Below are 12680 nucleotides of genomic sequence, written 5' to 3' on the forward strand. Positions count from 1 at the left end.
GCTCGCGGCTCACTTGCGCGGCAGCCCTCGGGGGTTGACCTCCGAGGCGGCCAGCGCCTCCGACGCGAGGTTCCAGCGCTTGAGGACCTCGGTGTACCGGCCGTTTTCGATCACCGTGTCCAGGGCCTGCTGCAACGCCTTGACCAGGCCGTCGTCCTTTTTGGTCATCGCCGCGATGTCCGCCGGGACCGTGCCACCGCCGGAGACCGTGCCGACGATCTTCGTCCTGCCCTCGACGGCGACGTGGTAGGACGACGTCGGGTTCGGCCCGACGTAGGCGTCGATCCGGCCGGACTGCAGCGCCAGGTAGTAGTCCGAAGTCGTCTGGTAGTACTGGAACTTCACCGGGGCCAGCCCGGCCGCCTTGTTCTGCTGGTCCCAGCGCAGCAGGATCTGCTCCTGGTTGGTCCCCGCGCCGACGCCGACCGTCAGCCCGGCGATGTCCTTCGCTTCCTCGACCGTGGTGTTCTTCTCGTTCTTGACCTCGAACGCGATCGTGTCCTTGCGATAGGTCGCGAAGTCGTACTTGTCCTTGCGCTCCTCGGTCACGGTGATGTTCGAGAACCCGGCGTCGAACTGCCGGTTCTCCACCGACAGGAACAGGTTCTCCCACGACGAGGCCCGCAGGTCGAGCTCCAGCCCCAGCACGTCGGCGACCAGCTGGGCGAGATCGGGCTCCACCCCGATGACCGTCTTGTCGTCGTCCGCGCGGAAGGACAGCGGCGGGGTGCCGTTGCCGGTGGTCCCGACGACGAGGGTGCCGCGCGTCCGGATGTCCGCGGGGACGAGCGCGGCGATCGCGTCGACCTTCTGCGTCCGGAGCCGGTTCTGGTTCGCGGTGATGTCGACCCCGCCGGGCTGGTCCGCCGGCGCGGTCGTGGCCGCCTCCGGGCTGCCGCACGCGGCCAGCGCGAACACCGAAGCGAGCAGAAGGGCTTTCAGTCTCATGACTCTCCTCAAAGGACTTTGTCGACGAAGGCACGGGTGCGGGCGTGGCGGGGGTGGTCGAGGACCTCGGCGGGCGGGCCCTGTTCGACCACGCGGCCTTCGTCGAGGAACACGACGGTGTCGGCGGCTTCGCGCGCGAAGCCCAGTTCGTGCGTGACGACGACCATGGTCGTACCGCTCCTCGCCAGGTCGCGGACGACCGCGAGGACCTCCCCGACCAGCTCGGGGTCGAGCGCCGACGTGGGCTCGTCGAAGAGCAGGACGTCCGGCTCGAGCGCCAATGCCCGTGCGATCGCGACTCGCTGCTGCTGCCCGCCGGACAGCCGCCGCGGGTACTGCCCCGCCTTCTCGGCGAGGCCCACCCGGGTGAGCAGCTCACGGGCCTTCGCCTCGGCCTCGGCGCGCGGACGGCGTTGCGCGGAAATCGGCGCCTCGGCGACGTTCTCCAGCACGGTCAGGTGCCCGAACAGGTTGAAGTTCTGGAAGACGAAGCCGATCCTGGTACGCTGCTTGAGGATTTCGCGTTCCTTGAGCTCGTGCAACCGGTTGCCCGAACGGCGGTAACCCATCAGCTCGCCGCCGACGCTGACGAAGCCCCGGTCGGCGCGTTCGAGGTGGTTGATCACGCGCAGCAGCGTCGACTTCCCGGACCCGGACGGGCCCAGCAGCACGGTCACTTCGCCCTGGCGCACCTGCAGGTCGACGCCGTCGAGGACGGTCAGCGCACCGAAACTCTTGTGGACACCCCGGACGTCCACCATGAACTCCGCGGTCATCGCCGCCGCCAAGCCTCGCGCAGGCGCTGCAGCGGTGTCGGCGGCAACGTCCGGTGCGCGCCCCGGGCGAAGTAGCGCTCGACGTAGTACTGCGCGAGCGAAAGGACCGTGGTCAGCGCGAGGTACCAGGCGGTGGCCACCAGCAGCAGCGGGATCACCCGGCCGCTGCGCGTATAGCTGACCTGGACCTGGTAGAACAGCTCCGGCAGCGCCATCACGTACACCTGCGACGTCGCCTTCAGCAGGCCGACGATCTCGTTGGCCGCGGTCGGCACGATCGTGCGCATCGCCTGCGGCAGCACGATCCGGCGGAACTGCCGGCCGGCCGGGATGCCCAGGGCCGCGGCGGCCTCGCGCTGCCCGGCGTCGACCGAGAGGAACCCGGCACGCACGATCTCCGCCGCGTAGGCGCCCTGGTGCAGGGCGAGCCCCAGCCCGGCGGCGAGGAACGGCGGGATCAGGCTCATCGTCCCCACCGAGACGAACGACGGCCCGAACGGGATGCCGAACGAGATTTCGTTGTACAGGATCGCGAGGTTGTACCAGAACAGCAGCTGGAGAATGAGCGGCACCGACCGGAAGATCCACGTGTAGGTCCAGCTGACCGCGCGCAACAGCGGATTCCGGGAAATCCGCAGCAACGCCAGTACCGTACCCAGCAGGAATCCGGCGACCACGCCGAACAACGTCAGTTCCAGCGTCAGCGCGACGGCTTCCAAGATCGATTTCCGGAAGGCGAACTTCGTGAACGTCGGCCAGTCGAACGCAGTGTTGGTCACCAGCGCGTGGCCGGCCATCGCGACGAGCACGGCCACGACGGCGGCGGCCACCCAGGTCAGCGGGTGCCGGGCGGGCACGATCTTCAGCGACTCCTCCGGAGCCGCGGCGGACGCGGGCCGGGTGCCGAGGTCGCTGGTCATCTGGCCCCCACGGCGACGGGAAGCGCTTGGGACAACGGCACGGCTTCGGCCTCCAGCTCGGCGATTTCCCGGTCGTAGCGCTGGAAGGCACCGCCCGCGACGGCGTGGCCGTCCGCCACAAGCAGCAGGAACCTGCCGTCCGGCCGGGCGAACCGGTCAGCGGGGTACTCGCGGAGTTCGAAGTGGACGTCGTCGAGAACGCGGTGGTACCGCGTCGAACATTCGCGAGCCAGGTCGGCGAGCAATGGCCGGACCCGCGGATCAGACTGGGCGACCCAGACGGATTCGGGCATGGGGGTATCTGTTCTGCGAAGAACGGGGAAGAAAAGCGCGAAACGCTTTCCTGCTGACGCCCATGACCTTAAGAAACCGGACCGAGCCCGGTCAACGAACCGCTTCCCGGTTCCAGATCCTGGACTTCAGCCCGACACGATGCCCTGCCGGGCTCGATCCGGGTCCGGTTCACCGCAGCTGCCGCCAGGCCTCACGACGGCGGCGCTGGGCCTGCGGGTCGGCCACCGGCGCCGCCGACAGCAGCCGCTGCGTGTAGGGGTGCGCCGGCGCGGTCAGCACCTCCTTGGCCGGTCCCTGCTCGACGACGTGGCCGCGGTGCATCACCGCGACCCGGTCGGCGAGCTGCTCGATCACCGCGAGGTCGTGGCTGATGAACAGGCACGCGAACCCGAACTCCTGCCGCAGGTCGCGCAGCAGGTCGAGGATCCGGGCCTGGATCGTCACGTCGAGCGCGCTCGTCGGCTCGTCCGCCACCAGCAGGTCCGGGCGCAGTGCCAAAGCTCGCGCGATGCAGACGCGCTGCCGCTGCCCGCCGGACAGCTCGTGCGGGTACCGCGTGCGCAGCGACGGCGAAAGCTGCACTGCCGTCAGCAGTCCGGCGACCCGGCTGTCCACTTCGGACGAACGGACGGCGCGGTGCAGCCGCAGCGGCGTCGCGACGCTCTCACCCACCGTCGTGCGCGGGTTCAGCGACGAGAGCGGGTCCTGGAACACGACGCCGATGCGGCGCCGCAACGCCTTCGCGGCCCGGCCGCGGGCTCGCGCGATGTCGGTGTCCCCGATGCGCACCGAGCCCGACGTCGGCGCGAGCAGGCCGGTCACCGCCCGGGCGACCGTGCTCTTGCCGGAGCCGGACTCCCCGACCAGGCCGAGGATCTCCCCCGGCTCGACGTGCAGGCTCACGCCGTCGGCGGCGCGGACCGCGTGCGCCCGGAACCGGCCGCGGTAGGTCACCGACAGGTCCGCCACCCGCAGCAACGGCGCTTCGGACGGCACGTCGGGGACCGAGTCCACGGCGGGGTGCCCGGCGGCGGCCACGTGCCCCGGCGAGACCTCGACGCCCGCGGCGAGCGCCCGCTCGAGGCCGGCCGTGGCCGCGCTGCCGAGCGAGACCACCGACCCGAGCAGCTGCCGCGTGTACCGCTCGGCGGGAGCGGTGAAGACGTCCTGGACGGCACCCTGCTCGACGACGCGGCCGTCGTGCATCACCACGACGCGGTCGGCGAGGTCGGCGACCACGCCCATGTCGTGCGTGATCAGCAGGATCGCCGTGCCCAGCCGCTCGCGGAGATCCCGCAGCAGCTCGAGGATCTCCGCCTGCACGGTGACGTCCAGCGCCGTGGTGGGCTCGTCGGCGATCAGCAGCTTCGGCTCGTTCGCCACCGCCATCGCGATGACGACGCGCTGCAGCTGCCCGCCGGACAGCTCGTGCGGGTAGGACCGGAACCGCTCGCGCGGGTCCGGTAACCCGACCAGGCCGAGCAGCTCGACCGCCCGCTCCCGCGCCGCGGCGGCCGTCAGCTCCCGGTGCGTGCGAACGGCTTCGACGAGCTGGTCGCCGATGGTGAACACCGGGTTCAACGCGCTCATCGGCTCCTGGAACACCATGCCGACCTCGCCGCCGCGGACCGCCCGCAGCTCGGCCGGGGTCATCGCGTAGAGGTCCCGCCCGGCCAGCTCCGCACGGCCCGTCACGCGGGCCGTGGGCGGGAGCAGGCCGAGCAGGGACATCGCCGTGACCGTCTTGCCGGAACCGGACTCCCCGACCACCGCGACGACTTCGCCCGCGGCGACCTCGTAGCCGGCCCCGCGGACGGCTTCGACGTCCCCGAACGAGACCGCGACGTCGTGCAGCCGCAGGAGCCCGGCTCCGCTCACTGGAGGATCCCGAACTTGCGGTAGTCGACGTAGGCCGGGAAGCGCCCGATCTCGACGCCACCGACCTGGGAGCCGCGCAGGAACGAGTTGCGGGTGTAGATCAGCGGCACGACCGGCGAATCGGCGAGGATCTTCTTGTCCAGCGCCGCCCACTTCTTGCCGGCTTCGGCCGGGTCCACAGTGGCCTGCGCCTCCCCGATCAGCTTGTCGACCTCGGGGTTGTCGTAGCGCGACTCGTTGTACCCGCCGTTGCCGATCTCGGTCGACTGGAACAACGGCTGGATGTTGGCGTTCGCGGACGGGATGTCCGGCTGCCACGAGGTGAGCGTCAGGTCGTAGTCCGACAGGCCCTTGGTGTCCACTTCGGACGTGTAGGTGTCCTCGTCGAGCGGCTTGATCGTCACCTTGATGCCCGCCCGGGCCAGCGACGCCTGGATCGCCGCGGCCTTCTCCGGGAAGCCCCGCTCGTTGTGCGTCGCCAGGACCAAGCCGTCGAGCCCGTTCGGGAAACCCGCCTCGGTCAGCAGCTGCTTGGCCTTGGCGACGTCCCCGGACGGCGGCGCCGGGTACAGGTCGTACTGCTCGCGGCCCTGCAGCCCCGGGGTGATGAGCGTGGTGGCGACGTCTCCGGCCAGCTGGGCGCTGCCGGCGCTGGCCACCTGGTAGGCGGCCTTGTCGACGGCGTACTGGAACGCCTGGCGCGCCTTCGGGTTCTTCAGGTTGCCGCGCTGGGTGTTCAGCGAAAGGTAGGCCAGCGCCCCGGACTCCGACGTCACCAGCCGCGACTTCGCCGAGGCGTTGCCCTGGATCTGGGCCAGCTGGGCGGGCGAGGCGAACGACATGCCGAAGGCGGCGCGGTCCTTGCCCGTGTCGTCGACCAGGCGCTTGGAGATGACCCCGGTGTCCTGGCCGAGCTCGAACTCGATGGTGTCCGGGTTGGCCAGGCGCGTCTTGTCTTCGTCACGGCTCCAGTTCGGGTTGCGCGTGAGCTTCGCCGATTTGCCGCGCTCGTAGCTCGCCAGCTGGTACGGACCGGACGCGACCGGGTGGTCACCGTAGTTCGCCTCGGCGCCCTTGCCCTTCGGTACCGGGGAGAACGCCGGCGTGCTGGCGACCCAGTTGAAGTCGCCGTACGCGCGGGCGAGGTGGAAGACGATGGTCTTCGCGTCCGGCGTCTGGATGGTGTCGAGGTCCTTGCCCTCGAACGGGCCCTTGTACGCCAGGCCCGGCGACAGCAGGTCCTTGTGGTAGGCCAGGCCGCCGGAAAAGGCGGGCGCGAACGAGCGCTCGAGGCCCCACTTGACGTCCTCGGCCTTGATCGGGGTGCCGTCGGCGTACTTGAGGCCGTCCTTGAGGGTGAACGTCCACGTCTTGCCACCGTCGCTCGGGTGCCCGGTGTCGGTGGCCAGGTCCGGCACGATCGTGGTGTCCTTGCCCGGCGCGACGTCCCACGACGTCAGCCGCCGGTGGATCAGCCCGAGGGTGGTGACGACGAGGTTCGAGCTCTTCGCCGGGTCCCACGTGATCGAGGGCGCGTCGTTGAGCAGAAGGAGGTTCCCGCCCGGCTTGACGGTGCCGCCCGGCCCGGCCGGCGTGTCGTTGGCCCCGCACGCCGTCAGCAGCGCGACGGCGGCCAGCGCCCCCGCGGCGAACCGCAGCTGTTTCATCGTTTCCCCTTCAGACGAGGCGGGCCCGCGGATCGAGCGCGCCGTAGCAGAGATCGACCAGGAAGTTCAGGACCGTGACCAGCAGGGCCGAGAACAGCGTCACGCCCAGCAGCACCGGCAGGTTGAGCGACGCGATGGCGTCGACGAGCAGCCGCCCGACGCCGGCCATGCCGAAGATCCGCTCGGTGATCACCGTCCCGGCCAGCAGCCCGCCGAGGTCGACGCCGAAGACCGTGACCACCGGCAGCAGGACGTTGCGCAGGGCGTGACGCCCGATGACCTTCCGCTCGGTGAGGCCCTTCGCCCGCGCGGTGCGGATGTAGTCCTCACCGAGGGTCTCCAGCATCTGCCCGCGGGTCAGCCGCGCGTAGATCGCCGCGTGCAGGAAAGCCAGCACGAACCACGGCAGCACCAGGTGCCAGGCCCACTGCGCCGGGTCCTCGGCCAGCGGGACGTAGCCGGACTTCGGGACGACGTCGAGGGCGAAGGCGAAGATCGTGATGCCGATCATCCCGGCCAGGTAGGCGGGCATGGACACGCCGGTCATGGCGGCGGCCATGGTGATCCGGTCGAAGGCGGTGCCGCGGCGCAGCGCCGAAAGCACGCCGAGGCCGACGCCGGTGACGATCCAGATCGCGGCCGCGCCCAGCGCGACGGAGAAGCTGACCTCGATCCGGCCGCCGATCTCGGCGAGGACGTCGACGTTGTTCTGGAAGTCCCAGCCGAAACACGGTGCCGTGCAGTGGATCGCCGCGGCGCCGGTGCCGAACGTGCGGCCGCCGAAGATGCCGCCGAGGAAGTCGAAGAACTGCCCGTACCACGGGACGTCGTAACCCATGAACTCCCGCGCCAGCTGCAGGCCCTCGGGCGAGCAGGGACGACCGCAGGCCATCCGGGCCGGATCGGCGGGCAGGACGTAGAACACCACGAACGTCACGAACGCGACGACGAGCAGCACGAGCAGCATCCCGGCGAACCGGGTGGCGACGAAGCGGAGGGTGCGCATCAGGCCGCACCGCCGGAGCGCGGGTCGAGGGCGTCGCGGATGGCGTCGCCGACGACGTTGAACGCCAGCGTGATCAGGAACAGCAGCAGGCCGGGGAAGACCAGGTACATCGGGTCGGTCTCGAAGAAGTCGATGGCGGTGCTGATCGTGCGGCCCCAGCTCGGCGTCGGGGGAAGCACCCCGACACCGAGGAAGGACAGCGCGGCTTCGCTGCCGATCATCGACGGGATGGCCAGGCTGGCGACGACGATGATCGGCGCCCACAGGTTCGGCAGCAGCTCCTTGGTGAACACGTGCCACGGCCCGCCGCCGATGACTTTCGCGGCGGCGACGAAGTCGCGCTTGGCCAGCGTCAGCGCCTGCGCCCGCACGATCCGGGCCACGCGCGGCCAGCCGAACAGCCCGAGGACGACGATCAGCGTCACCTGCCGGGGGAAGTCGACCGGCAGTACCGCGCCGAGCGCGATCATGAAGATGAGGTACGGGAAACCGAGGATGACGTCGGCGGTCCAGGTGACCAGGCGGTCCCACCAGCCGCCGAGGTAGCCGGCGCCGACCCCGATCACGACGCCGAGCGCGGTGGCCAGCACGGTGGCCCCGAGCCCGACGAGCAGCGAGGTCCGGGCCCCGTGGGCGACGAGCGCGAAGAGGTCGACGCCGGTCAGCGGCTCGACGCCGAACCAGTGCGCCCCGCTCACCCCGCCGAGCGCACCGGCGGGCAGCCCGGTCGGGCCGAGCGTGGCGATGTCCGGGGTGAGGCTCTGCCCTTCGGCGAGGACGGCCAGGTCGGCCCCGGCGGCGAGCAGCACGATGACGACGACCAGGAGCGCGCAGACCGGCGTCCACCACCCGGAGCGGACGGCACGCCACACCGCGGCAGGCAGGGAACGCGCCGCGAGGGGCGCGAGAGAGGGGGCGGACACAACACCTTCAAGGTTCAGCCGATCGAGTGACGATCAGGACCTTAAAGAAGTTCTCCTGCCGAACACAGTGATCGATTCACCGTCCCACCGTCTGGACGGCAAGTCCCCCTCTGCGCCGGCGTTTTGCGGCTTTGCGCCCGATTCGGGCCCATCAAGCGGACTCGACGACCGTGACCGGGTGGCGGACGACCGCGCCGAACAGGTAGCCCTGCGTGTTGTACGGCGCGACGTCGGGCTGGCTCGCTCCGGTCACGTCGGTGGCGCGCGCCCGCACCGTGTACGCCCCGGCCGTGCGGGGGCGCCACGGGAACTCCCACCGCAGCCACCCGCGATCGGCGGCGGACCCGACCGGTTTCGCCGGCTGCCAGGTCGAGCCGTCCGTGCTCACCTCGACCCGCCGGATCCGGCCGTGTCCCGACCACGACCGGCCGCGCAGCACGTGCCTCCGCCCGGCGGCCAGGGTCGCGCCCCACGGAAGCTCGAACGCGCTCTTCACCACCTGCTCGGTGACGACCGTGCCCTCCGCCGGGTAGTCCGGGCCCAGCAGCCGGTAGAACTGCGTGCTCCACGGCGACACCAGCGGCGCCGCCGACACCTCGATCCGGCCCAGCCACTTGATCGACGAGATCCCCGCCCACGACGGCACCACGAGCCGCACCGGGAAGCCGTGGTCGGGCGGCAGCACCTGCCCGTTCATTTCGTAGGCCAGCAGGACGTCCTGCAGCGCCTTGCCCACCGGCAGCGGGCGGCGGACCTTGCCGAGGTTCACCCCGGCCGTCACGTAGTCCGGGTCGAGCCCCTCCGGGAGCACGTCGACGGCGTGGCGGGTCAGCCCCGCCCGGGCGAGCACCGTCGCGAGCCGGACGCCGCGCCAGCGCGCGACCCCGACCGCGCCGAGCTTCCACGCGGTCCCGCTCACGGTCTGCCCCTGCTGGCTGGTGAAGAAGCTCCGGCCGTTGCCCGCGCATTCGATGAACGCGGTGATCGTCTCGGACGGCAGCGCGCGCAGGTCCCGGTAGGTCAGCTCGACCGGGTTCGCCGCCGTGGGCGCGCCGCGCAGGCCCGAGCCGAACAGCCGCAGCCGCCAGGTGGCGGCGTCGAGCACCGGGGTCGAGGTGTGGTCGCGGACGAAGAACCGGTCGACCGGGGTCAGGTAGCCCCGCCCGCTCAGCGCTTCCCAGCGGGTCTCGGCGTTGCTGCCGTAGACGTCGAACCACTCCGGCGGCAGGGGTTTCACGATCGGGCCCGCGGCCGACGCCGTGTCCGGGGCCGTCCCCAGCGCGGCCAGTGCGAGACCGCCGGCCGCCGTCAGCCGCAGCAGGCCGCGCCGGCTCAGCCCCGGCAGGCGCGCCTGTCCCGCCCGCCAGTGCACCAGGCGCGTCCGGTCGTAGGCGGTCTCGTCGTTCAACGCGGTCATGCGGGGCATTTTCGGGGCACCGCGCCCGGCGGGCCAGTACGTCCACGGTGCGGAACAAGAGTCCTCAATGGACGGTCTCCCAGGTCGTCGGCCACCAACGCCGAATACGCCGCCACCTTCTCCGGGCCGCTGCCCCTGCCGCCCGCCAAGCACGTCGCCGTCAGGAACAGCCCGTTCGTCCGGCCGAAGTCGGCTGACCCGCGGTTTATTCCCGGCGTCCCAGCAGCTGATCGGTCCCGCGACGTGCCCCGGATCCGGCGCACACTGCGGAAGCAGGCCGAGCAGAAGGGAACGCCGGGATGGCAGCAGCAACCGGACCACGGATCGCCGTCGCGCTGGACGGGGCGGGGTGGCACCCCGCCGCGTGGCGCGAACCCGGCGCACGACCACGCGAGCTGCTCACCGCCGGCTACTGGGCCGAGCTGGTGCGCGAAGCCGAGGCCGGCAAGCTGGACTTCGTCACCATCGAAGACTCCCTGGCCCTGCAGACGGTCAGCTACCTCGACCGGCCGGGCGAGCGGACCGGCATCGTCCAAGGCCGGCTCGACGCCGTCCTCGTCGCGGCCCGGGTGGCGCCGCTGACCTCGCACATCGGGCTGGTGCCGACCGCGGTCGTCACCCACACCGAGCCGTTCCACCTGTCGAAGGCCATCGCCACCCTCGACTACGTCAGCACCGGCCGCGCCGGCGTCCGCGTGCAGGTCGCCGGCCGCGCGGACGACAACCGGCACTTCGGCCGCCGCGAGTTCGGCGAGTTCCGGCTAGAAGACTCCGCCGAGCCGGACCGGCCGAGCCCCCTGGCCGACCTGTTCGACGAGGCCGCGGACTACGTCGAGGTGCTGCGGCGGCTGTGGGACTCCTGGGAGGACGACGCCGAGATCCGGGACGTCGCCACCGGCCGGTTCGTCGACCGGGACAAGCTGCACTACATCGACTTCACCGGGCGCTGGTTCTCGGTGAAGGGTCCCTCGATCACGCCACGGCCGCCGCAGGGCCAGCCCCCGGTGACGTCATTGGCCCACGCCGCGATCCCCTACCGGCTGGCCGCCCGCTCCGCCGACGTCGTCCACGTGACGCCCTTCGACCGCGGACAGGCCGCCACGATCGTCGCCGCCGTCCGCGACGAACAGGAGCGGGCCGGGCGCGGCGGCGAGACCCTGCACGTCTTCGGCGACCTCGTCGTGTTCCTCGGCGAGACCGAGCGGGCCGCCGCCGACCGGAAAGCCCGGCTCGACACGCTGTGGGGCGAGGCGTACTCCTCCGACGCCCACGTCTTCACCGGCACCCCGGCCGGGCTCGCCGACCTGCTGCTCGACTGGCAGCGCGCCGGGCTCTCCGGCTTCCGGCTCCGGCCCGGCGCGATTCCCGGCGACCTGACCGCCATCACCCGCGGCCTGGTCCCCGAACTGCGCTCGCGCGGCGCCTTCCGCACCGGGTACGAGGCCGGCACCCTGCGCGGGCTGCTCGGGCTCGCCCGGCCCGCCAACCGCTACGCCGCCGTCTGAGGAGAACGACCATGCCCCGCAAGCAGATCCACCTCGCGGCGCACTTCCCCGGCGTGAACAACACGACCGTGTGGAGCGACCCCGAGGCCGGCAGCCACATCGAGTTCGGCTCGTTCGTCAAGCTCGCGCGAACCGCCGAGCGCGCGAAGTTCGACTTCTTCTTCCTCGCCGAAGGTCTGCGGCTGCGCGAGCAGGGCGGGCAGATCTACGACCTCGACGTCGTCGGCCGCCCGGACACCTTCACCGTGCTGTCCGCACTGGCCGCCGTCACCGACCGGCTCGGCCTGGCCGGCACGATCAACTCGACGTTCAACGAACCGTTCGAGGTGGCCCGCCAGTTCGCCTCGCTCGACCACCTCTCCGCCGGGCGCGCCGCCTGGAACGTCGTCACGTCGTGGGACGCCTTCACCGGCGAGAACTTCCGCCGCGGCGGGTTCCTGCCCCAGGACCAGCGCTACGAACGCGCCGAGACGTTCCTGCGCACCGCGTGGGAGCTGTTCGACTCCTGGCGGGGCGACGAGATCGCCGCCGACGCCGAGACCGGCGTGTTCCTGCGCGACCCCGAAGCCGGCGCCTTCGCCCACCACGACGCGCACTTCGCCATCGAAGGCCGGTTCCCGGTCCCGCGCAGCCCCCAGGGCCGCCCGGTGATCATCCAGGCCGGCGACTCCGACGAGGGCCGGGAGTTCGCCGCGGCGACCGCGGACGCGATCTTCAGCCGGTACGGCACGCTCCAAGCCGGGCAGGCGTTCTACTCCGACGTGAAGGGCCGCTTGGCGAAGTACGGGCGGACCCCGGAGCAGCTGGTGATCCTGCCCGCGGCGACCTTCGTGCTCGGCGACACCGACGCCGACGCGCACGAGCGCGCCCACGTCGTGCGGCGGCAGCAGGTCAGCGGGCAGACCGCGATCAAGTTCCTGGAACAGGTCTGGAACACCGACCTGTCCCGCCACGACCCGGACGGCCCGCTGCCCGCGACCGACCCGGTTGTCGGCGAGCCCACGATCGCGCCGGGCCGCGCGAGCGTCCGCATGTACCGCGATCCCCTGGCCACCGCCCGGGACTGGCGGCAGCTCGCCGAGGCGAAGAACCTCTCCACCCGCGACCTCGTCATCGAGGTCACCGGACGCCAGACGTTCATCGGCTCGCCCACGACCGTCGCGACGGCGATCGACGACCTCGTCCAGGCGGACGCGAGCGACGGCTTCATCCTCGTCCCGCACGTGACGCCCGGCGGGCTCGACGAGTTCGCCGACACCGTGGTGCCGCTGCTGCAGGAGCGCGGGTCGTTCCGGACCGACTACACCGGAACGACGTTGCGCGAACACCTCGGCCTGGACACCTGA

General features: G+C 71.5%; 11 protein-coding genes. 2 read left to right on the forward strand and 9 right to left on the reverse strand.

What is annotated here, in order from left to right:
• Nucleotides 1-9 precede the first annotated feature (9 nt).
• The 9 genes from ACWEVP_RS21010 to ACWEVP_RS21050 all read right to left on the reverse strand — a co-directional run bounded on the left by ACWEVP_RS21010 (nucleotide 10) and on the right by ACWEVP_RS21050 (nucleotide 9829).
• The gene (locus tag ACWEVP_RS21010; protein WP_452064238.1) at nucleotides 10-948 is read right to left on the reverse strand and encodes an ABC transporter substrate-binding protein; all 939 of its coding nucleotides are present in this window, start codon (nucleotides 946-948) and stop codon (nucleotides 10-12) included.
• Nucleotides 949-956: 8 nt separating this feature from the next.
• Complete coding sequence (locus ACWEVP_RS21015) at nucleotides 957-1724, reverse strand: amino acid ABC transporter ATP-binding protein (protein ID WP_452064239.1); 768 nt, start codon at nucleotides 1722-1724, stop codon at nucleotides 957-959.
• Complete coding sequence (locus tag ACWEVP_RS21020) at nucleotides 1721-2644, reverse strand: amino acid ABC transporter permease (protein WP_452064240.1); 924 nt, start codon at nucleotides 2642-2644, stop codon at nucleotides 1721-1723. Before ACWEVP_RS21020 ends, ACWEVP_RS21015 begins: the two co-directional genes overlap by 4 nt.
• On the reverse strand, nucleotides 2641-2937 hold the full coding sequence (locus ACWEVP_RS21025; protein ID WP_452064241.1) for a hypothetical protein: 297 nt from the start codon (nucleotides 2935-2937) through the stop codon (nucleotides 2641-2643). Before ACWEVP_RS21025 ends, ACWEVP_RS21020 begins: the two co-directional genes overlap by 4 nt.
• 169 nt (nucleotides 2938-3106) lie before the next feature.
• Nucleotides 3107-4816, reverse strand: coding sequence for a dipeptide ABC transporter ATP-binding protein (locus ACWEVP_RS21030; protein ID WP_452064242.1), 1710 nt, complete (start codon nucleotides 4814-4816; stop codon nucleotides 3107-3109).
• Entirely contained in the window at nucleotides 4813-6483 is a 1671-nt protein-coding gene (locus tag ACWEVP_RS21035) for an ABC transporter substrate-binding protein (protein ID WP_452064243.1), read from the reverse strand. The genes ACWEVP_RS21030 and ACWEVP_RS21035 overlap by 4 nt, the downstream gene beginning before the upstream one ends.
• A 10-nt stretch (nucleotides 6484-6493) precedes the next feature.
• Nucleotides 6494-7489: an ABC transporter permease gene (locus tag ACWEVP_RS21040; protein ID WP_452064244.1), complete on the reverse strand. Its 996-nt coding sequence runs from the start codon at nucleotides 7487-7489 to the stop codon at nucleotides 6494-6496.
• On the reverse strand, nucleotides 7489-8412 hold the full coding sequence (locus ACWEVP_RS21045; protein ID WP_452064245.1) for an ABC transporter permease: 924 nt from the start codon (nucleotides 8410-8412) through the stop codon (nucleotides 7489-7491). Before ACWEVP_RS21045 ends, ACWEVP_RS21040 begins: the two co-directional genes overlap by 1 nt.
• A 151-nt stretch (nucleotides 8413-8563) precedes the next feature.
• Nucleotides 8564-9829, reverse strand: a complete 1266-nt coding sequence (locus ACWEVP_RS21050) for a sulfite oxidase (RefSeq protein ID WP_452064246.1) — start codon at nucleotides 9827-9829, stop codon at nucleotides 8564-8566.
• A gap of 299 nt (nucleotides 9830-10128) precedes the next feature.
• On the opposite strand from ACWEVP_RS21050, the gene ACWEVP_RS21055 reads away from it, so the two are divergent.
• Nucleotides 10129-11334 (forward strand): LLM class flavin-dependent oxidoreductase, encoded by a 1206-nt coding sequence (locus tag ACWEVP_RS21055; protein WP_452064247.1) that lies wholly within the window; start codon nucleotides 10129-10131, stop codon nucleotides 11332-11334.
• An 11-nt stretch (nucleotides 11335-11345) separates the two neighbouring features.
• On the forward strand, nucleotides 11346-12680 hold the full coding sequence (locus tag ACWEVP_RS21060) for an NtaA/DmoA family FMN-dependent monooxygenase (RefSeq protein WP_452064248.1): 1335 nt from the start codon (nucleotides 11346-11348) through the stop codon (nucleotides 12678-12680).

This window comes from Amycolatopsis sp. NPDC003865 (assembly GCF_053605345.1).